The 20,433-nt window shown below is 67.3% G+C and carries 18 protein-coding genes; 1 reads left to right on the top strand and 17 read right to left on the bottom strand.

Features of this window, described 5'->3' with window-relative positions:
* Nucleotides 1-108 precede the first annotated feature (108 nt).
* On the top strand, nucleotides 109-1,137 hold the full coding sequence (locus ACJ7Z0_RS20340) for a LysR family transcriptional regulator (protein ID WP_434791286.1): 1,029 nt from the start codon (nucleotides 109-111) through the stop codon (nucleotides 1,135-1,137).
* On the opposite strand, the gene ACJ7Z0_RS20335 is transcribed toward ACJ7Z0_RS20340, so the two are convergent.
* From ACJ7Z0_RS20335 to mraZ, 17 genes are all read right to left on the bottom strand, one after another.
* Nucleotides 1,073-1,249: a hypothetical protein gene (locus ACJ7Z0_RS20335; RefSeq protein ID WP_434791285.1), complete on the bottom strand. Its 177-nt coding sequence runs from the start codon at nucleotides 1,247-1,249 to the stop codon at nucleotides 1,073-1,075. The two genes, ACJ7Z0_RS20340 and ACJ7Z0_RS20335, sit on opposite strands and share 65 nt — an antisense overlap.
* 14 nt (nucleotides 1,250-1,263) lie before the next feature.
* The gene (lpxC, locus tag ACJ7Z0_RS20330; RefSeq protein WP_307638897.1) at nucleotides 1,264-2,187 is read right to left on the bottom strand and encodes a UDP-3-O-acyl-N-acetylglucosamine deacetylase; all 924 of its coding nucleotides are present in this window, start codon (nucleotides 2,185-2,187) and stop codon (nucleotides 1,264-1,266) included.
* Nucleotides 2,188-2,391: 204 nt separating this feature from the next.
* Nucleotides 2,392-3,618 (bottom strand): cell division protein FtsZ, encoded by a 1,227-nt coding sequence (gene ftsZ / locus ACJ7Z0_RS20325; RefSeq protein ID WP_434791284.1) that lies wholly within the window; start codon nucleotides 3,616-3,618, stop codon nucleotides 2,392-2,394.
* 169 nt (nucleotides 3,619-3,787) lie between these two features.
* On the bottom strand, nucleotides 3,788-5,017 hold the full coding sequence (gene ftsA, locus ACJ7Z0_RS20320) for a cell division protein FtsA (RefSeq protein ID WP_007832444.1): 1,230 nt from the start codon (nucleotides 5,015-5,017) through the stop codon (nucleotides 3,788-3,790).
* A gap of 23 nt (nucleotides 5,018-5,040) precedes the next feature.
* The gene (locus ACJ7Z0_RS20315; RefSeq protein ID WP_431124786.1) at nucleotides 5,041-5,829 is read right to left on the bottom strand and encodes a cell division protein FtsQ/DivIB; all 789 of its coding nucleotides are present in this window, start codon (nucleotides 5,827-5,829) and stop codon (nucleotides 5,041-5,043) included.
* Nucleotides 5,830-5,831: 2 nt separating this feature from the next.
* Nucleotides 5,832-6,803, bottom strand: coding sequence for a D-alanine--D-alanine ligase (locus ACJ7Z0_RS20310; protein ID WP_434791283.1), 972 nt, complete (start codon nucleotides 6,801-6,803; stop codon nucleotides 5,832-5,834).
* On the bottom strand, nucleotides 6,800-8,230 hold the full coding sequence (gene murC / locus ACJ7Z0_RS20305) for a UDP-N-acetylmuramate--L-alanine ligase (protein WP_431124790.1): 1,431 nt from the start codon (nucleotides 8,228-8,230) through the stop codon (nucleotides 6,800-6,802). Before murC ends, ACJ7Z0_RS20310 begins: the two co-directional genes overlap by 4 nt.
* Nucleotides 8,227-9,288 carry an undecaprenyldiphospho-muramoylpentapeptide beta-N-acetylglucosaminyltransferase gene (murG, locus tag ACJ7Z0_RS20300; protein ID WP_434791282.1) on the bottom strand — a complete coding sequence of 354 codons (1,062 nt, stop codon included), beginning with the start codon at nucleotides 9,286-9,288 and terminating at the stop codon, nucleotides 8,227-8,229. The genes murC and murG overlap by 4 nt, the downstream gene beginning before the upstream one ends.
* A complete protein-coding gene (gene ftsW / locus ACJ7Z0_RS20295) occupies nucleotides 9,285-10,583 on the bottom strand; it encodes a putative lipid II flippase FtsW (protein WP_434791281.1) in 1,299 nt (432 codons plus the stop codon). Before ftsW ends, murG begins: the two co-directional genes overlap by 4 nt.
* Nucleotides 10,580-12,694 carry a UDP-N-acetylmuramoyl-L-alanine--D-glutamate ligase gene (murD, locus tag ACJ7Z0_RS20290; protein WP_434791280.1) on the bottom strand — a complete coding sequence of 705 codons (2,115 nt, stop codon included), beginning with the start codon at nucleotides 12,692-12,694 and terminating at the stop codon, nucleotides 10,580-10,582. The genes ftsW and murD overlap by 4 nt, the downstream gene beginning before the upstream one ends.
* A gap of 7 nt (nucleotides 12,695-12,701) precedes the next feature.
* A complete protein-coding gene (mraY, locus tag ACJ7Z0_RS20285) occupies nucleotides 12,702-13,880 on the bottom strand; it encodes a phospho-N-acetylmuramoyl-pentapeptide-transferase (protein WP_093021885.1) in 1,179 nt (392 codons plus the stop codon).
* A gap of 15 nt (nucleotides 13,881-13,895) precedes the next feature.
* Nucleotides 13,896-15,326, bottom strand: a complete 1,431-nt coding sequence (locus ACJ7Z0_RS20280; RefSeq protein WP_434791279.1) for a UDP-N-acetylmuramoyl-tripeptide--D-alanyl-D-alanine ligase — start codon at nucleotides 15,324-15,326, stop codon at nucleotides 13,896-13,898.
* Nucleotides 15,323-16,876 carry a Mur ligase family protein gene (locus tag ACJ7Z0_RS20275; protein WP_434791278.1) on the bottom strand — a complete coding sequence of 518 codons (1,554 nt, stop codon included), beginning with the start codon at nucleotides 16,874-16,876 and terminating at the stop codon, nucleotides 15,323-15,325. The genes ACJ7Z0_RS20280 and ACJ7Z0_RS20275 overlap by 4 nt, the downstream gene beginning before the upstream one ends.
* A gap of 2 nt (nucleotides 16,877-16,878) precedes the next feature.
* The gene (locus tag ACJ7Z0_RS20270) at nucleotides 16,879-18,627 is read right to left on the bottom strand and encodes a peptidoglycan D,D-transpeptidase FtsI family protein (RefSeq protein ID WP_434791277.1); all 1,749 of its coding nucleotides are present in this window, start codon (nucleotides 18,625-18,627) and stop codon (nucleotides 16,879-16,881) included.
* Nucleotides 18,624-18,971 (bottom strand): cell division protein FtsL, encoded by a 348-nt coding sequence (gene ftsL, locus ACJ7Z0_RS20265; RefSeq protein WP_434791276.1) that lies wholly within the window; start codon nucleotides 18,969-18,971, stop codon nucleotides 18,624-18,626. The genes ACJ7Z0_RS20270 and ftsL overlap by 4 nt, the downstream gene beginning before the upstream one ends.
* A gap of 1 nt (nucleotide 18,972) precedes the next feature.
* On the bottom strand, nucleotides 18,973-19,896 hold the full coding sequence (gene rsmH, locus ACJ7Z0_RS20260; protein ID WP_434791275.1) for a 16S rRNA (cytosine(1402)-N(4))-methyltransferase RsmH: 924 nt from the start codon (nucleotides 19,894-19,896) through the stop codon (nucleotides 18,973-18,975).
* Between the two features lie 8 nt (nucleotides 19,897-19,904).
* Nucleotides 19,905-20,333 (bottom strand): division/cell wall cluster transcriptional repressor MraZ, encoded by a 429-nt coding sequence (gene mraZ, locus ACJ7Z0_RS20255; protein WP_055801648.1) that lies wholly within the window; start codon nucleotides 20,331-20,333, stop codon nucleotides 19,905-19,907.
* Between the last annotated feature and the right edge of the window lie 100 nt (nucleotides 20,334-20,433).

Here is a 20,433-nt window from a genome sequence, read left to right as displayed (position 1 = left end):
GCGTGTCTCGCTGGAAGTGGTGAGTGGCCGCATCGTCGCCTGCCCTTTCTCGAACGGCAACACGGATAATCTGGGCCTGAGCCATAGAAATACTTGCCCTCCTTTTTCATGCCGCTCGCACCACCCCGCCCTCGCCTGCCACCGCACACGGCCGTCCGCGCCTTCGAGGCCGCGGCGCGCCACGGCAGCTTCGCGCGTGCGGCCGAAGAGCTGTTCGTCACGCCGGCTGCCGTCGCGCAGCAGATCAAGGCCCTGGAAACCTGGGCCGGCGGCGCGCTGTTCGAGCGCCACAGCCAGGGCATTCGCCTCAGTGCGCACGGACGGCGCGCACTGCCCGCGCTCAGCGCTGCGGTCGACCAGCTCGGCCTTGCGGTTCAGTCGCTGCGCCACGAAACCCAGACCGCCGCGCGGCGCAGCACCCTGCAGGTGGCGGCCTTGCCGGCCGTGGCGCAGCTGTGGCTGTCGCCCCGGCTCTCGCGGCTGAAGGCGGCGCTGCCGGGCGTGCAGGTCTCGGTTACGGCGTTGGAGCAGCCGCCGAACTTCCGGCGCGAGCCTTTCGATCTGGGGCTGTTCTATGCACGTGCCGGCGATCACGTCGAAGCAGCCGTCGGTGCGCAAGGCATCGCTCTCGCACGCGACCGGCTCGTGCCGGTGTGCAGCCCGCGCATCCAGCAGGCGTTGCAGAGCGGTCGCCCACGTCCGCTCGATGACCTGATCGATGTGCTGGCCCGCTGCGGCGGATTGCACGACACCGTGTGGCACGACGACTGGGCGCGCTGGCTGCAGGCCGTGCGTCCCGGCACTACCGCGGCAGAGGCCGACGCACTGGCCGCAGGTCCGGACTTCTCGCTCTACAGCCTTGCGCTGCAGGCGGCGCTCGATGGCGAAGGTGTGCTCATGGGCCGCGAACGGCTGGTGGCCCCGCTCCTGGCGCAAGGCAAGCTGCATGCGCCGTGGGGACGGCCCAAGGCATTGGGAGACACGGTCGTGCTGCTGGCTCCGCTGCATCGCAGGGGACCCTTGCTGGCGCAGCAGCTACAGGCCTTGCAGGCCTTGGCTTCCTGGCCTGGGGCTACACCACCCGTTCGGCGATCAGCACCGCGAAGAAGCCGAACGCCGCGAGCAGCGTCCACTTGAGCACGATCCAGCCAAGGCGCCGGTACTTGACCTTCCCGGTTCCGGCATAGAACGCGAACGACACGCCCGCCACCAGCAGAAGCAGCAGGATGGCCCAGCGGAAGAGAAGCATCGGCCGAAGGCGCCCTACCAGGCCCGCGCCACTTCGCCGAAACCGCGCGGTGCGCGCTTCTCGTCCTCGAAGGTCACGACCTCGTAGGCGTCGCTGTTCGCCAGCAGTTCGCGCAGCAGCTTGTTGTTGAGCGCATGGCCCGATCGGAACGCGGTATAGGCCGCGAGCAGCGGCTTGCCGATGATGTACAGGTCGCCCATGGCGTCCAGGATCTTGTGCTTCACGAACTCGTCGTCGTAGCGCAAGCCCCCGGCATTGAGCACCTTGGTGTCGTCCATCACGATGGCGTTGTCCAGGCCGCCGCCGAGCGCCAGGCCCTTGCTGCGCATGTATTCGACTTCCTTCGTGAAGCCGAAGGTGCGCGCGCGCGCAATGTCGCGGCTGTAGGAGTCCTTGCCGAGATCGAACTCCACGCGCTGGCCGGTGGAATTGACCACGCGATGATCGAAGTCGATCTCGAAGCTCAGCTTGTAGCCGTGGTACGGCTCCAGGCTCGCCCACTTCTCGTTGGCGCCCTCGCCTTCGCGCACCTCGACCTTGCGGGTCACGCGGATGAAGCGGCGGGGTGCCTTCTGCAGCTCGATGCCCGCGCTTTGCAGCAGGAACACGAAGGACGAGGCCGATCCGTCGAGGATCGGCACTTCATCGGCCGTGATGTCGATGTAGAGGTTGTCGATGCCGAGGCCGGCGCAGGCCGACATCAGGTGTTCGACCGTCTGCACCTTCGCCCCGCCGGTCGAGACCGTGGAAGCCAGGCGCGTGTCGGTCACCGCTTCGGCAGTCATGCGGATGTCGACCGGCTCGGGCAGGTCGACGCGGCGGAACACGATGCCGGTGTCCGCCGGAGCCGGACGCAGCGTCAGCTCCACGCGTTGTCCGCTGTGAAGCCCCACGCCCACGGCGCGGCTGATCGACTTGAGTGTTCGTTGTTGCAGCACGCGGGGGATTTTAGGCGCGCTGCGCGCATGCCGGCCTATTCCCCTCGCTATGGCACCGATAGACATAGGTTCTATTTCAAGCGCCCGATAGTGGACGCAAAGGGCACGAAGCGGACGCAGCGCCTAGAGCCGGCAGAAGTCCCTTTCAGGTCTTCCCCGTACCCCTTGCGAACCTTCGTGCCCTCTGCGTTCGGTGGCCTGGCGTCAATCAGCTTGACGGCGCAGGAATGCGGGAATCTCGAAGTCGTCCATGCCGCCCGAAGACAGCGCGTCCACCTTGGCGGCCGCCATCGTGCGGTTGGTGCGCCACACGCTGGGCACCGCCATGCCGTCGTAGTTTGGCTGGCTCACGCTGTGGCCGCCATGGCCTGCATGGCCTGCATGGCCCGCGCCGAGCGTCGGCACGTTGAACGGGATGTTGTCGGTGCCGGTACGGATCACTTCGAGCGTCGGTGCCTGGCGGCGTGCATCGGCGCGCGAGAGGCCGGTGGCGACCACCGTCACGCGCATCTGGTCGCCCAGGCTTTCGTCGTAGGCGGCGCCGTAGATCACGTGCGCGTCGGGCGAGGCATAGGCGCGGATGGTGTTCATCGCCAGCTTCGACTCGTTCAGCTTCAGCGAACCCTTCGATGCGGTCACCAGCACCAGCACGCCCTTGGCGCCCGAGAGGTCGATGCCTTCGAGCAGCGGGCAGGCCACGGCCTGTTCGGCGGCGATGCGCGCGCGGTCCGGGCCGGCGGCGGCGGCGGTGCCCATCATGGCCTTGCCGGGCTCGCCCATCACAGTGCGCACGTCTTCGAAGTCGACGTTCACGCCGCCGTACTCGTTGATGATTTCCGAGATGCCGCCCACGGCGTTCTTGAGCACGTCGTTCGCATGCGCGAAGGCTTCGTCCTGGGTGATGTCTTCGCCCAGAACGTCGAGCAGCTTCTCGTTGAGCACCACGATCAGCGAATCGACATTCGCCTCGAGCTCGGCCAGGCCGTTGTCGGCGTTGGTCATGCGGCGGCCGCCTTCCCAGTCGAAGGGCTTGGTCACCACGCCCACGGTGAGGATGCCCATCTCCTTGGCAACGCGCGCAATCACGGGTGCGGCGCCGGTGCCGGTGCCGCCGCCCATGCCGGCGGTGATGAACAGCATGTGCGCGCCGTCGATGGCGGCGCGGATGTCGTCCACCGCGGCTTCGGCTGCGTCACGGCCCTTGTCGGGCTTGCTGCCCGCGCCGAGGCCGCTGGTGCCCAGCTGGATGATCTTGTGGGCATTGCTGCGCTGGAGCGCCTGCGCATCGGTGTTGGCGCAAACGAACTGCACACCCTGCACGCCACGTTCCATCATGTGCGCGACGGCATTGCCGCCGCCGCCACCGACACCAATCACCTTGATCTGAGTGCCTTGATTGAATTCTTCGACTTCGATCATTTCGATGGTCATTTTTAACTCCTTGAATTTGCAGTTGCCGTTGTGTATGTATGAATCTTTTAAGTGTCTTGACGAGTTCAACGAAGCTGTCGTCGCGGCGGTGGACCTGTGCGCCGCCATCGCTCGTTGAAATGCAAGGGCGGACCGCCGCGTGCGAGCCAGAGTGGGGAGTGATTCATGGTCAGAAGTTCCCCACGATGAAGTCTTTGAAACGTCCGAACGCAGTCTTTACGGACCCGTTCTTCTGCGCGACCTTGAAGCCGCGCATGCGTGCGAAGCGCGCTTCCTCGAGCAAGCCCATCACCGTGGCGGCGCGCGGCTGTGCCACCATGTCGGAGAGCGCACTCGAATACTTCGGAATGCCGCGCCGCACCGGCTTCAGGAAGATGTCCTCGCCAAGCTCGACCATGCCGGGCATCACCGCGCTGCCGCCCGTGAGCACCACGCCCGACGACAGCACCTCTTCGTAGCCCGACTCGCGCACCACCTGCTGCACCAGCGAAAAGATTTCTTCGATGCGCGGCTCGATCACGCCCGCCAGCGCCTGCTTGCTCAGCATGCGCGGGCCGCGGTCGCCGAGGCCGGGCACTTCCACCTGCGTGTCGGGGTCGGCCAAGAGCTGCTTGGCGTAGCCGTTCTCGACCTTGATGTCTTCCGCGTCCTTGGTGGGCGTGCGCAGCGCCATCGCGATGTCGCTGGTGATCAGGTCGCCCGCGATCGGGATCACGGCCGTGTGGCGGATCGCACCGTTGGTGAAGATGGCCACGTCGGTGGTGCCCGCGCCGATGTCGACCAGCACCACGCCAAGCTCGCGCTCGTCTTCGGTGAGCACCGCCTGGCTGGAGGCCAGCGGGTTGAGCATCAGCTGGTCGACCTCGAGCCCGCAGCGGCGCACGCACTTGATGATGTTCTCGGCCGCGCTCTGCGCACCGGTCACGATGTGCACCTTGGCTTCGAGCCGCATGCCGCTCATGCCGATCGGCTCTTTCACGTCCTGGCCGTCGATCACGAACTCCTGCGGCTCCACCAGCAACAGGCGCTGGTCGCTCGAGATGTTGATGGCGCGCGCGGTTTCCACCACGCGGGCCACGTCGGCCGGGGTCACTTCCTTGTCCTTCACCGCCACCATGCCGCTCGAATTGATGCCGCGGATGTGGCTGCCGGTGATGCCGGTGTAGACGCGGCTGATCTTGCAGTCGGCCATCAGCTCGGCCTCCTTCAAGGCCTGCTGGATGCTCTGCACGGTGGCGTCGATGTTCACCACCACGCCGCGCTTCAGGCCGTTGCTCGGCGCAATGCCGAGGCCGGCGAGCTTGAGTTCGCCGCCGGGCAGCACCTCGGCCACCACCACCATCACCTTGGCGGTGCCGATGTCGAGTCCGACAACCAGGTCTTTGTATTCTTTGGGCATTGAATGTCCTCGGTATTCGCTATTTATTTCTTCTTGGTCTTGGGGTCGGTCACGACCGTGGTGACACCGCGAAGACGCAACGCATAGGCGTCGTTGTGGCGCAGGTCGGCCCCTTCGACGTCCGCCGCGGTGCGGTGGTATTGGCCCGCGACCTGGGTCACGGTTTTCAGGAAACGCTGCGTGCGGGCCGCCACCTCTTCGGGCTGGCCGCGGCCAAGCTCGATCTCGGCGCCGGTATCGAGCACCACCTTCCAGCTGCCCCGGCTCGACAGCGTGAGTTCTTCCATGCCGAAGTCGTAGGGCTGGAAGATCGGCGCCAGCACGCGGTACATGCCCAGCACCTGCCCGGCCTGCTCGACGGGTCCATCGAGCCGCGGCAGCCGGTCGTCCACCTCGGCCACGTTGGCGTCGAACACCTCGCCAAAGCCGTTGATCAGCTTGGACCCGGCCTCGTCGCCCCAGGTGGCCACCGGGACCTGCTCGGTCAGCGTGACGCGCAGCTTGTTCGGAAACTCGCGCCGCACCACCGCCTTGCGAACCCACGGCACCGACTCGAAGGCCGTGCGTGCGCGCCCCAGGTCGACCGTGAAGAAGTTGCCGGCCAGTTGCGGCGCCACGTTGGCACGCAGCGTCACGGCGTTGTTGTGCGTCACGTCGCCGTCGACCTTGATGCCGCCGATGGGGAAGAAGGGCTGGCGCAGCACCCACCATGCGCCCGCCGCCAGCAGCATGAGCGCCACCACCACGAACGCCAGGTTCGCGACGATGTTCATGAGCTTGACGTCAAAAGGCACGGGAATGCTATCGGCCATGGCTAGTGCGCTCCTCCCTTGGCGTCCAGCGAAGCCGAGGCCAGCACGCTCAGGCACAGGTCTTCGTAGGCAATGCCCGCCGCGCGCGCCGACATCGGCACCAGCGAATGGCCGGTCATGCCGGGCGAGGTGTTCATCTCGAGCAGGAAGGGCTTGCGATCGCTCGCGCGGATCATCACGTCGGCGCGGCCCCAGCCGCGGCAACCGAGCGTGTGGTACGCGGCCAGCGTGATGCGCTGGATCTCGTGTTCCTCGGCTTCGGGCAGGCCGCTCGGGCACTGGTACTTCACGTCGTCGGTGAAGTATTTGTTCTGGTAGTCGTAGGCGCCCTGCGGCGCGGCGATGCGCACCACGGGCAGCGCGCGCGCTTCGAGCCCCTGGCCGAGAACGGCGCAGGTCACTTCCTCGCCCTCGATGAACTCCTCGCACAGCACGTCGGCGTCGTACTTCGCCGATAGCGCCACCGCGTCCTGCATCTGCGAGTAGCCCTCGACCTTGGTCACGCCGATCGACGAACCCTCGCGCGGGGGCTTCACGATCAGCGGCAGGCCCAGCACATCGGGCACCGCCCTCACCTGCTCGCGGCTCTGCTGGTCGAAAGCCAGGCGCACGTACCTGGGCGTCGGCAAGTCGTCGGCCTGCCAGATGCGCTTGGTCATGACCTTGTCCATGGCCACGCTCGACGCCATCACGCCCGAGCCGGTGTAGGGAATGCCGAGCAGTTCAAGCGCGCCTTGCACCGTGCCGTCTTCGCCATGCCGCCCATGCAGGGCGATGAAGCAGCGCGCGAAGCCATCGCGCCGAAGCTCGACCAGATCGCGCTCGGACGGATCGAAGGCATGCGCGTCGACGCCGCGCGAGCGCAGCGCCTCGAGCACGCCCGTGCCGGACATGATCGAGATTTCGCGTTCGGCGGAGCTTCCGCCGAACAGCACGGCCACTTTGCCGAATTGTTTTAGATCCTGAAGGGTCATGGGGTAACCTCCGCGCCGCGCGCCGTGGCGGCAATTTCAACGACCCTGCCCGGCACCGCGCCGATGGAGCCCGCGCCCATGCAAAGCACTACGTCGCCGTCGCGCGCGTTGTCCAGAATGGCTTGCGGCATGGCATTGATGTCGTCGACAAATACCGGCTCCACCTTGCCCGCCACGCGCAGTGCGCGCGCCAGCGTGCGGCCGTTGGCCGCCACGATGGGCGGCTCGCCCGCGGCGTACACCTCGCCCAGCAGCACCGCGTCGGCATTGCCGATGACCTTGACGAAGTCTTCGAAGCAGTCGCGCGTGCGGGTGTAGCGGTGCGGCTGGAAGGCCAGCACCAGCCGACGCCCCGGGAACGCACCGCGCGCGGCGGCAATGGTTGCCGCCATCTCGACCGGGTGATGTCCGTAGTCGTCGATCACGGTGAAGCTGCCGGGCTGAGACCCCTGCACCGCCACCTCGCCATAGCTCTGGAAGCGGCGGCCCACGCCCTTGAAGCCGGCCAGACCGCGCTGCACCGCCTCGTCGGGAATGCCGAGTTCGACCGCCACCGCGATCACCGACAGCGCGTTGCGCACGTTGTGCTCGCCCGGCAGGTTCAGCACGATGGGCAGGTCGGGCAGCGTCACGCCGTTGCGCCGCTGCGCCGTGAAATGCATCTGCCCGCCCACGGCGCGCACGTCGACCGCGCGCACTTGGGCGCCCTCGTCGAAGCCGTAGCTGGTGACTGGGCAGGTGACGTGGCTCACGATGTCGCGCACCGCCGGATCGTCGGTGCACAGAATGGCCACGCCATAGAACGGCATGCGGTGCAGGAAATCGACGAAGGCTTTCTTGAGCTTTTCGAAGTCGTGCCCGTAGGTTTCCATGTGGTCGGCATCGATGTTCGTGACCACCGCCATGACGGGCAGCAGGTTCAGGAACGAGGCGTCCGATTCGTCGGCCTCCACCACGATGTAGTCGCCGCTGCCCAGTTGCGCATTGGCGCCGGCGCTGTTGAGGCGCCCACCGATCACGAAGGTCGGGTCGAGCCCGGCGGCGTCGAGCACGCTGGCCACGAGACTCGTGGTGGTGGTCTTGCCGTGCGTGCCCGCAATCGCGATGCCTTGCTTCAGGCGCATCAGCTCGGCCAGCATCAGCGCGCGCGGCACCACCGGAATGCGCTTCTCGCGCGCGGCCAGCACCTCGGGGTTGTCCGACTGCACCGCGGTGGAAGTGACCACCGCATCCGCGCCGTCGATGTGCGCCGCCGCATGGCCCACGAAGGTGCCGATGCCCAGGCCCGCAAGCCGGCGCAGCGTCGCGCTGTCGGCCAGGTCGGAGCCGGTGATGCGGTAGCCAAGGTTGAACAGCACCTCGGCAATGCCGCTCATGCCCGAGCCGCCGATGCCGACGAAGTGAATATGACGGATAGCGTGCTTCATTTGGCAAGCTCCTCGCAGGCGCGGACGACCGCGTCGACCGCTTCGGTCTTCTGCATGGTTTTGGCCTTGGTGGCCCGTTCGATCAGCGCGGTGCGCTCGGTTTTCTGTAGCAAGTCAGCCAGCAATTCAGGTGTGAGGTCGGTCTGCTGCACCAGCCAGCCACCGCCCGCGTCGACGAGGAAGCGCGCGTTGGTGGTCTGGTGGTCGTCGACCGCCGAGGGAAAAGGCACGAACAGCGCTGCTGCGCCGACGGCCGCGATTTCTGTGACGGTGCTGGCCCCGGCGCGCGCGACGATGATGTCGGCGTCGGCGTAGGCCTGCGCGGTGTCTTCGATGAACGGCGTGAGCTCGCCTTCGACACCGGCCGCCGCGTAGTTGGCGCGCAGTTCATCGATCTGCTTGGCGCCGCTCTGGTGCAGCACGTGCGGACGCGTGCCCGGCTCGATGCGCGCGAGCGCCTGCGGCACCACGGTGTTGAGGCCGCGCGCGCCGAGGCTGCCGCCCACCACCAGCAACTTGAGCGGCCCGGTGCGGCCAGCGAAGCGCACGGCCGGATCGGGTTGCGAGGTGAACGCCGCGCGCAGTGGATTGCCCACCCACTGCGCCTTCTTGAGCACGTTGGGAAAGGCCGTGAACACGCGATCGGCCACGCCTGCCAGCACCTTGTTGGCAAGCCCGGCCACCGAGTTCTGTTCGTGCAGCACCAGCGGCTTGTTGAGCAGCACGCCCATCATGCCGCCCGGAAAGGTGATGTAGCCGCCCAGGCCCACCAGCACGTCTGGCTTCACACGGCGCACCACGCGCAGGCTCTGCCAGAAGGCACGCAGCAGCTTCAGCGGCAGCAGGAACAGCGTGAGCGGACCTTTGCCACGCACGCCGCCGAACTGCACCGGCTCGAACGCGAAGCCGCGCGGCGGCACCAGCTTTTCTTCCATGCTGCCGGGCGCGCCCAGCCAGTGCACGCGCCAGCCGCGGTCGCGCAGCGCCTCGGCCACGGCAAGGCCGGGGAAGATGTGACCACCGGTTCCGCCAGCCATCACGAGTGCGGTCCGCGTCATACGCGACCTCCCCGCATCAGCACGCGGTTCTCGTAGTCGATACGGAGCACGACAGCCAGCGCCACCAGGTTCATCAGGATGGCCGAACCGCCGAAGCTCATCAGCGGCAAGGTCAGCCCCTTGGTCGGCAGTGCGCCAAGGTTCACGCCCATGTTGATGAAGGCCTGGAAACCGATCCACACGCCCACGCCCTGGGCGACGAGACCCGAGAACACGCGGTCGAGCGCAATCGCCTGGCGGCCGATGTGCATGATGCGGCGGGTCAGCCAGAGGAACATGCCGATGATCAGCAGCACGCCGACGAGGCCGAACTCTTCGCCGATCACGGCCAGCAGAAAGTCGGTGTGCGCCTCGGGCAGCCAGTGCAGCTTCTCGACGCTGCCGCCCAGGCCCACGCCGAAGATCTCGCCGCGGCCGATGGCGATCAGCGAGTGCGAGAGCTGGTAGCCCTTGCCCAGCGCATGCTCTTCGCTCCACGGATCGAGATACGCAAAGATGCGCTCGCGCCGCCATGGGCTGGTCGCGACGATGGTGCCGAAGGCCACCACCACCAGCGCGGCAATCACGAAGAACATGCGCGCGTTCACGCCGCCCAGGAACAGGATGCCCATGGCGATCACGGCAATCACCATGAAGGCGCCCATGTCGGGCTCGGCCATCACCAGCATGCCCACCACCACCACCGCGATGCCCATCGGCAGCACGGCGCGGAAGAAGCGCTCCTTGATCTCCATCTTGCGCACCATGTAGCTGGCGGCGTAGAGCACCATCGCGAGCTTGGCCAGCTCCGACGGCTGGAAGCGCATGAAGCCGAGCGGCAGCCAGCGCCGCGCACCGTTCACGTTGATGCCGACGTGCGGAATGAGCACCGCCACCAGGAGCAGCAGCGAGGCGACGAAGAGCCAGGGCGCGGCGCGCTCCCATGTCTTCATCGGGATCTGGAAGGCGAGCAGCGCCGCGATGAACGCGAACGCCACCGAGGCCGCATGCCGGGTGAGAAAGAACGAGGCGCTGTAGCCGGCGCGCGCGAAGCGTGGGTTGTCGGGCAGCGCGATCGAGGCCGAATACACCATCACCAGGCCCCAGGTGAGCAGCGCGACGGTGACCCACACCAGCGCCTGGTCGAAGCCCAGCACGCGCATCGGCGCGGCCTTGGTCTGCGTGATGCCGGCGCCGCCCAGCCGCACCGGCAGGTGCACAGGCAGCGAATCGATGCCGCTGCGCGCGCGCTTGAACCAGCCACCGAAGCGGCTGGTCTTTGCATTGGGCGTGGCGCCGGCGGCTGCGGTGTTCAAACCGGGTCTCCCGAAGAAAAGTCGGCATCGTTGGACGAGGCGGCTTCATGCGGATCGTCCGCAAGCGCCTGCACGGCCTCGCGGAACACGGCCGCGCGATGTTCGTAGTCCTTGAACATGTCGAAGCTCGCACAGGCCGGTGACAGCAGCACGGCATCGCCAGGGTTGGCGCGCGCGGCCGCGAGCTTGACGGCTTCTTCCATCGAGCCGGCATGCATCAGCGAGACGCCGGTGGCGGCCAGGGCCTGTTCGATCAGCGGCGCATCGCGGCCGATGAGCACCACGGCGCGCGCGCAGCGGTGCACGGGATCGGCGAGCGGCTCGAAATCTTGCCCCTTGCCTTCGCCGCCCAGGATGACGACCACGCGGCGGTCTTCGCCAAGGCCGCTCAATGCGGCCACCGTGGCGCCCACGTTGGTGCCCTTGCTGTCGTCGAAGTATTCGACATCGTCCACCAGCGCGATCGGCTCGACGCGATGCGGCTCGCCGCGGTATTCGCGCAGGCCGTAGAGCATGGGACCGAGCGGGCAATCGGCGGCGCTGGCCAGCGCGAGCGCTGCCAATGCGTTCATGGCGTTGTGGCGCCCGCGGATGCGCAGCGCATCGGCGGGCAACAGGCGCTGCAGGAAGATCTCCTCTTCGACCACGGCGCCGCGCTTGCGCTTCTGCGTCTCGTCGGCTTCCAGCGCGCGCACCAGCCAGGTCATGCCGTTGACGCGCTCGATGCCGTAGTCGCCGGGACGCAGCGGCATCGCGCTGCCGAAGGTGATGTGCGCACGGATCTGCGGGCGCTGCAGCTTCACCTTGATGGGCGGAGGCAACATCGCCATCACGCCCGGGTCGTCGCGGTTGAGCACCATGAGCCCCTTGGAGCCGAAGATGCGTGCCTTGGCCGATGCATACGACGGCATGTCGCCATGCCAGTCGAGATGGTCCTGCGTGAGGTTGAGGACCGTCGCGGCGGTCGGCTCGAAGCCCTGCACGCCGTCGAGCTGGAAGCTCGAGAGTTCGAGCACCCAGACATCGGGCAGCGTCTGGGCGTCGATGTGCGCGGCCAGCGTGTCGAGCAGCGTGGGGCCGATGTTGCCCGCCACGGCCACGCTCTTGCCGGCGCGCTCGACCAGCTGGCCGGTCAGCGCGGTGACGGTGGTCTTGCCATTGGTCCCCGTGACGGCGAGCACCGCGGGCGTGTAGCCCTTTGGCGCCGGCGGTTCCTCGATCGGCACCAGCGGGAGCTGGGGCGTGGGCTCTTCCTCGACGGCCGCGGAGGCCGGGTTGGAGGCAGAGAGCTCGGCAATCTTGGCGACGAACTCGGCCGCTTCCCTGGCCGCGGTAGGAACGTAAGGCTTGCCGGTGCTCGGCAGGCGCGAAACGGTGGCGGGCGCGGGCGCTGCGGCTTCCGGGTTTTCTGGCGTCTCTGCCGACGGTGCGGCCGGCGCTTCTTCCGCAGGCTGCGCCACCGGAACGCTCAGCGAAGGATCACGCGGCATGGCTTCCGCCATGGCGGGGGGCGCGGGTTCGGCCTCGGTCGGCTCGGCCGTTGGCGGGGGCTCGACTGCTTCAGGTGTTTCAGCTGCCGAGGCATGCTCGCCAGCTTCAATCGACTCAGGCACCGGGGTCGGCTCGACCGCGTCGGCCTGCTCAGGCTCGGCCTGTGCAGCTTCCGCAGCTTCGACGTCCAGGTCCAACTCGGCCTGCGCCTCTGGCTCGACAGCTTCCGCAGCGGCTTCAGCCTCGGGCTCCGCTTCCACCGCCGGCAGCTCGACGGCCTGCAGATCCCGCAGCGCATGTGCGAAGAGATCCAGTTCGCCGCCGACCGCGAGGCCCACGGCCCGTGCCGCATCGACCACCGGCGCGATGGTCGCGGGCGACAGGCCCGGCGAGCGGTACACCGCGCGGATCGGCGTGCCTTCGATCAGCGCGGCCGAGAACGGACCGCCGATGAAAGCGACCTCGGGCAGCTCGGCCTGCAGCGTGGCGAGTGCGGGGGGCGCCTCGCGCGTGTCGGCCACGGTCACCTGCGCGCCGTGGCGTGCGCACCAGCGCGCCATCGCCAGCCCGGACGCACCGAGGCCGAGGACGAGGACGGGGAGGTCTTTCAGATGACGCATGTGCCTGTTACCGCAGCTTCAGCGTTGAAAGGCCCACGAGGCACAGCAGCATCGTGATGATCCAGAAGCGCACCACGACCTGCGTCTCGCGCCAGCCGCTTTTCTCGAAGTGGTGGTGCAGCGGTGCCATCTTGAGCACGCGGCGGCCTTCGCCGTAGCGCTTCTTGGTGTACTTGAAGTACATGACCTGCGCCATCACCGAGATCGCCTCGACCACGAAGATGCCGCCCATGATGAAGAACACGATCTCCTGGCGCACGATGACCGCGATGGTGCCCAGCGCGCCGCCCAGCGCGAGCGCGCCCACGTCGCCCATGAAGACCTGCGCCGGATGGGTGTTGAACCAGAGAAAGGCCAGGCCCGCGCCGGCCATGGCCGAGCAGAACACCAGCAGTTCGCCCGAACCCGGGATGTTGGGGAACAGCAGGTACTTGGAATACACGGCGCTGCCCGTGACGTAGGCGAACACGCCCAGCGCCGAGCCCACCATCACCACCGGCATGATCGCCAGCCCGTCGAGGCCGTCGGTCAGGTTGACCGCATTGCTCGCGCCCACGATCACCAGGTAGGTCAGGATCACGAAGCCGATGCCGCCGAGCGGATAGCTCACCTCCTTGAAGAAGGGCACCAGCAGGTTGATCTTGGGCGGAAAGTCGAGATCGAAGCCCGACTGCACCCAGGCGAAGAACAGCTGCAGCACGCGCCAGTTCGAACTTTCCGAGATGCTGAAGAGCAGGTAGAAGCCCGCGATCAGGCCGACCACCGACTGCCAGAAATACTTCTCGCGCGAGCGCATGCCTTCCGGGTCCTTGCGCACCACCTTGCGCCAGTCGTCGACCCAGCCGATGGCGCCGAAGCCCAGCGTCACCCACAGCACGATCCAGACGAAGCGGTTCGAAGCGTCGAACCACAGCACGGTGGCAAAGGCGATGGCAAACAGCACCAGCACGCCGCCCATGGTGGGCGTACCGCTCTTGGTCAGGTGCGTTTCCATGCCGTAGCCGCGCACCGGCTGGCCGATCTTGAGCGCGGCAAGGCGGCGGATCACATAGGGGCCGGCCACGAGGCCGACCACCAGCGCCGTGAGCGCGGCCATCAGCGCACGGAACGTGAGGTACTGAAAAACGCGCAAGAACCCGAATTCGGGCGAAAGTGTTTGCAGCCATTGGGCCAGGCTCATCAGCATGTTGTCTTGCACGGCTCATGCGTCATGACCGGCCTCCTTTTGTTGTTGTGATTGCTCGATGGCTTGCACCACCCGCTCCATCTTCATGAAGCGCGATCCCTTGACGAGCACGCTGGCAACCTGCGGCAGCCGCGCCAGCACCGCGGCGTTGAGCGCATCCACGTTGTCGAAATGGCGGCCGTTGCCAGCGCCGTTGAAAGCGGCCACGCCATGCGCGGTTTCGGCGCCCAGGCCGTACAGCGCCTCGATGCCGCGCTGGCGTGCCCAGTCGCCGACCTCGGCATGGAATTCGGGTCCGCGGTTGCCGACCTCGCCCATGTCGCCGAGCACCAGCAGGCGCGGGCCCGGCAGGGCCGCGAGCACGTCGATGGCGGCGCGCACGGAATCGGGGTTGGCGTTGTAGCTGTCGTCCACCAGCGTGAGCGCATGCCCGCCCACCAGCACCACCTCGCTCGCCTTGGAGCGGCCTTTCACCGGCTCGAAAGCCGTGAGGCCCGCGCCGATGGTTTCGAGCGAAACGCCCGCAGCGAGCGCGCACGCGGTGGCCGCCAATGCGTTGACCACGTTGTGCCGGCCCGCAATGTGCAAACGCGCATCGCAGTTGCCCAGCGGCGTGTGAATGCGGACTTCCCACGCGCCGTGCTGCCATTCGGCCCGTACCAGCGAAATGTCGGCGTCTGCCTGCTCGCCGAATGTCATGCAGCGTCGCATCGCGCCGGAATGCGCCATGTCGTTCCACAGCGAAGTGAAAACGTCGCCGTGCGGAAACACGGCCGTGCCGTCCTCCGGCAAAGAGGCAAACACCGCGCCGTTCTCGCGGGCCACTGCTTCCACGGTGTCCATGAACTCCAGGTGCTCGCGCTGCGCGTTGTTGACCAGCGCGATGGTCGGGCATGCAATGGCGGCCAGCCGGGCAATCTCGCCTGGGTGGTTCATGCCCAGCTCGACCACCGCATGCTGGTGCTTCGCGCGCAGCCGCAGCAGGGTGAGCGGAACACCGATCTCGTTGTTGAAGTTGCCGGCCGTCGCCAGCGCGCGGTCGGCCCGGAACGCGACCAGAATGGCCGCGATCATCTGCGTGACCGTGGTCTTGCCGTTGCTGCCCGTGACCGCGATCAGCGGCAGGTCGAACTGCGCGCGCCAGCCCGCGGCCAGCGCACCGAGTGCGGCCAGCGAGTCGGGCACCTCGAGCCCCGCGAGGCCCGCTTCCTGCAGGCCGTGGTGCGCAATGGCCGCAACGGCGCCGCGCGCCTTGGCATCGGCCAGAAATTCGTTGGCGTCGAAGCGTTCGCCCTTGAGCGCCACGAACAGGTCGCCATTGGCGAGCGTTCGCGTGTCGGTGTGAACGCGGGTGATGAGCGTGGTGGGCTCGCCCACCAGGCGCGCACCGGGAATCCATTGCTGCACCTGGGCCAGGGTCAGCATGAGTGGCGTCGATTGGTTCATGCCCCACCTCGATTCGCGAGCGCTTCGAGCGCATGGGTCCGGTCCGAAAACGGGATGCGCTGTCCGGCAATTTCCTGCCAGGCTTCATGGCCCTTGCCGGCGATGAGCACCACGTCTTCGGGCGCAGCCTGCGCAATGGCGTCGGCAATGGCGGCGGCGCGGTCGGGCTGCACCTGGGCCGCCTCGGGGCGCGCGAGGCCGAGCAGCATCTGGCTGATGATCGCGTCGGGGTTTTCGCTGCGCGGGTTGTCGCTGGTCACGATGACGCGATCGGCCTGGCGCTCGGCCACGGCCGCCATCATCGGGCGCTTGATCGGATCGCGGTCGCCGCCGCAGCCGAACAGGCACCAGAGTGCGCCGCCACGCTGCCGCGCCAGGGGGCGCAGGCCCGCCAGCGCCTTGTCGATCGCGTCGGGTGTGTGGGCGTAGTCCACCACCGCCAGCGGCATACCGATGCCGGTGCCCACGCGCTCCATGCGGCCGGGCACGCTGGTGAGGTTGGCACAGGCCGCCACGGCCCGCGCCAGCGAAAGCCCCAGCGCCCGCAGTGTGCCGAGCACGCCCAGCAGGTTGGCCACGTTGTACTGTCCGATCAGGCCGGTCGAGATGCGCTCCACGCCCGGGACGCCGTGTTCGACCACGGAGAACTGCAGGCCCTGCGCGCCATAGCCGACGTCCCGCGCCATCAGCCGCGCGGGGCTGCCTGCCGCCGAGACGGTCCAGACGTCGAGGGCACCGATGCCGGCTTCGATGAGGTTCGCGCACAGGCTGGCGCCATGCACATCGTCGATGTTGATGACCGCGGCGCGGAGGCCGGGCCAGCGGAACAGCTCGGCCTTGGCTTGCCAGTAGGCTTCCATGCTGCCGTGGTAGTCGAGGTGGTCCTGCGTGAAATTGGTGAACACGGCCACCGCGATGCGCGCGCCGTCGAGCCGGCGTTCGGCAATGCCGATCGACGAGGCCTCGATGGCGCAGGCGCCGAAACCGCGCTCGACCAGGGAGCGCAGTTCGCGCTGCATCATCACCGGGTCGGGCGTGGTGAGGCCGGTGTAGGTGAGCTCCGGCGGCACGCCGATGCCCAGCGTGCCCATGACCGCGCACGGCGACGGTACGCAGCGCTCGGTCGAACCGTCCGGCTGCAACGGGCGAACGCCGCCGGGCACGGCCAGCGTGGAAAGCGATTCGGCGAGCCACCAGGCGGTGGAGGTCTTGCCATTGGTGCCGGTCACGGCCAGCACCTCGAGCGCGGCCGACGGGTTGTCGTAAAAAGCCGAGGCGATCGGGCCGGTGGCGGCCTTGAGGCCGGGGTAGCTTGCAATGCGGTCGTCGCCGTGGAAGTCGAAAGCCTCGACGCCGTCGTGCTCGACCAGGCAGGCCGCCGCGCCCTGCGCCAGCGCGGAAGCCACGTGCTTGCGTCCGTCAGTGGCGGCACCGGGCCACGCAATGAAGCCGTCGCCAGCGCCCACCGGCCGGCTGTCCGCATGCAGCGCACCCTGCACGCGCTCCTTGAGCCAGAGCGCGGCGAGTTGGGGAGAAGTGAGTGTCAGCATGCTCAGAAGCTCTCGTCGACGCCTTGCGTCATCACCAGCGGTTTGACGGCGAGATCGGGCGGAACGTTCATCATGCGCAGGGTCTGCTGCACGACTTCGCTGAATACCGGCGCGGCGGCCACGCCGCCGAAATACTGGCCGTCGCTCGGCTCGTCGATCATCACGGCCACGATGATCCGCGGCTTCTCGATCGGTGCCATGCCGGTGAACCAGGCCCGGTACTTGTTGCTTGCATAGCCCTTGCCGACCTGCTTGTGCGCCGTGCCCGACTTGCCGCCCACCGAGTAGCCGATGGTCTGCGCGCGCGTGCCGGTGCCGCCCGGCCCGGCGGCCATCTGCAGCATCTTGCGGACCGCCAGCGCATTCGACGGCGAGAACACCCGCACGCCGGCGGGCGGCTCTGAATTCTTGAGGATGGTGACGGGAATGATGGCGCCGTCGTGCGCAAAGGCGGTGTACGAATGTGCCATTTGAAACAGCGACGCCGACAGGCCGTAGCCGTAGGCCATGGTGGCCTGCTCCACCGGCTTCCAGGTCTTCCAGGGCCGCAGCCGGCCGCTCACGGCGCCGGGAAACTGGAGCTGCGGCTTCTGGCCGTAGCCGAGCGCGGTGTAGGTGTCCCACATCTCGTGCGGAGACATCTTCTGCGCGATCTTGAGCGCGCCCACGTTGCTCGATTTCTGGATAACGCCCTCGACCGTCAGCGTGCCGTAGTTGTGGGTGTCGCTGATGGTGAAGCCGCCCATCTGATAGCGGCCCGGTCCGGTCTCGATCAGGGTCGAGGGCTTCACGCGGCCCGCTTCCAGCGCCATGGCGACGGTGATCGGCTTCATGGTGGAGCCGGGCTCGAAGGTGTCGGTGAGCGCGCGGTTGCGCAGCTGCTCGCCGGTGAGGTTCTGGCGCTTGTCCGGCACGTAGCTCGGGTAGTTGGCCAGCGCCAGCACTTCGCCGGTGACCGCGTCGAGCACCACCACGCTGCCGGCCTTGGCCTTGCGCGCGGTCACGGCGTCGCGCAGCTTCTGGTAGGCGAAGAACTGCACCTTGCTGTCGACACTGAGCTGGATGTCCTTGCCGTCGACCGGCGGCACCTGTTCGCCCACGCCCTCGACCACGCGGCCCAGCCGGTCCTTGATGACGCGGCGCGACCCGGCCTTGCCGGCCAGGTCCTTGTTGAAGGACAGCTCGATGCCTTCCTGCCCGTTGTCCTCGACGTTGGTGAAGCCCACCACGTGCGCCGCGGCCTCGCCCTCCGGGTACTGGCGCTTGTATTCCTTGCGCTGGTAGATGCCCTTGAGGTTGAGCGCGGCAATCTGCTTGGCAATGGGCTCGTCGACCTGGCGCTTGATCCAGACGAAGGTCTTGTCCTCGTCCTCGAGCTTCTTGTCGAAGTCCTTCTGCGGCATTTCGAGCAGCTTGGCCACCTGCTTGAGCTTGGCGCGGACTTCGGGGTCGTCGCGTTCGACGTCTTCCGGAATGGCCCAGATGCTCGGCGCCACCACGCTCGAGGCCAGGATGAGCCCGTTGCGGTCGAGGATGCGCCCGCGGTTGGCCGGCAGCTCGAGCGTGCGCGCAAAGCGCACCTCGCCCTGCCGCTGGAAGAAACTGTTGTTGAAGACCTGCACGTACGCAGCCCGGCCCGCCAGCACGACGAAGCCGAAGGCAATGCCCGCGACGATGAACTTGCTGCGCCAGACCGGCGTCTTGCTCGCGAGCAAGGGGCTGGTGGTGTAGCGGACGCTGCGGCGGCTCATCGCTGGGCCCTCGCGGCGGGCTTGGTCGCCGGACCCGCCGGCGGGGCGGGCGGCGGCGCCACCACGGCCGGAATCACCGAGCCGTCGGGCCGCACGTACTGCGTGATGGCCGGCGTGGTGGTGCGCATCTGGAGCTGCTCCTTGGCGAGCTTTTCCACCCGCAGGGGCGTGGCCTGGGCGCGTTTCTCCACCTGCAGCCGGTCGCGGTCGAGTTCGAGCCGGCGCGCCTCCTGCTGCGAGCGGTCGAGCTCGGTATAGAGCTGCCGCGACAGGTATTGCGTGTGCACGAGGTAGAGCGCGGAGGCGACCACCGCGAGCATCAGGAGCAGGTTGAGGCGTGCCATGTCAAGCAGCTTCCGTGCGCTCTGCCACGCGCAAGATGGCGCTGCGCGAGCGCGGGTTGCCTTTCACCTCTTCGGCCGAAGGCTTGATGCGCTCGAGCGCGCGCAGCTTCATCACCTTCGGGGCGGCGAACGGCGCGCGGCGGTCGTACACCTCCTTCGAATGCTTGGCGATGAACTGCTTCACGATGCGGTCTTCCAGCGAGTGGAAGCTGATCACCGCGAGCCGGCCCCCGGGCTGCAGCACGGAGAGGCTCGCCTCTAGCGCCTGTTGCAGCTCTTCAAGCTCGGCGTTGATGAAAATCCGAAAAGCCTGAAATGTGCGCGTTGCAGGGTTCTGGCCCTGCTCGCGGGTTTTGACCGTGCCAGCCACGAGCTCGGCCAGTTCGGTGGTGGTTGAAATTGCGCCCCGTTCTTGTCTGCGAGCAACAATCGCCTTTGCAATCTGAACAGCAAACCGTTCTTCGCCATAGTCACGGATCACCTCTGCAATCTGCTGAAGTTCGGCTGTTGCCAGCCAATCGGCCACGCTCTCGCCGCGCGTGGTGTCCATGCGCATGTCGAGCGGGCCGTCGAATCGAAAACTGAAGCCGCGCACCGGGTTGTCGATTTGCGGCGAACTCACGCCCAGGTCCATCAGCACACCCGCCACGCTGGCATCGGGCAATTCGCCCAGCGAACGGAATCCCTGGTGCCGGATGGAAAAACGCGCATCCGAGATGCGCGCTGCTTCGGCCACTGCTTCCGCATCCTTGTCGAATGCGATCAGCCTGCCTTCCGGTGCCAGCCTCGCGAGGATCGCGCGCGCATGCCCTCCGCGCCCGAAGGTCGCATCCACGTAGGTGCCCGTGGCCGCGGCGCTGCCTGAAAGAAGGGCTTCCACCGCTTCGTTCAGCAACACGGTGGTATGGATCCATGGAGTGTTCACACGAGTCCTCAGAACGCGAAGTCCTGAAACACATCGGGCATCTCGCCCTGGGTGGCCTCGGCCTCCTTGGCTTCGTAGCTGGCCTTGTCCCAGAGCTCGAAATGATTGCCCATGCCCAGCAACAACGTCTCGCGCGTGATGCCCGTGGCCGCACGCAATTCGGGCGAAACGAGGATGCGGCCGGTGCCGTCCATCTCGACGTCCATCGCATTGCCGAGGAATACGCGCTTCCACCACTGTGCCGACATTGGGAGCGCGGCGATGCGCTCGCGGAATTTCTCCCACTCGGGACGCGGGAACACCATCAGGCAGCCGTGCGGATGCTTGGTGATCGTGAGTTGGCCGTTCGCCGTCGCGCTCAGGACGTCACGATGCCGGGTCGGCACGGAGAGCCGCCCCTTGGCATCCAGACTGAGCGATGAAGCGCCTTGAAACACGACCAGAACCCCTGTGTTGGGAGCGCCGCAGCACCCGAAAGAGGCACCACCCGCACTTTTTCCCACTTAACTGCACTTTTTTGCACTGTAGCAGGAAACA

The sequence above is a fragment of the Variovorax palleresanus genome (genome assembly GCF_051144945.1).
In the GTDB taxonomy this organism is placed as follows: Bacteria; Pseudomonadota; Gammaproteobacteria; order Burkholderiales; family Burkholderiaceae_C; genus Variovorax; species Variovorax paradoxus_S.
This window is presented reverse-complemented; position numbering and strand designations above follow the sequence as displayed.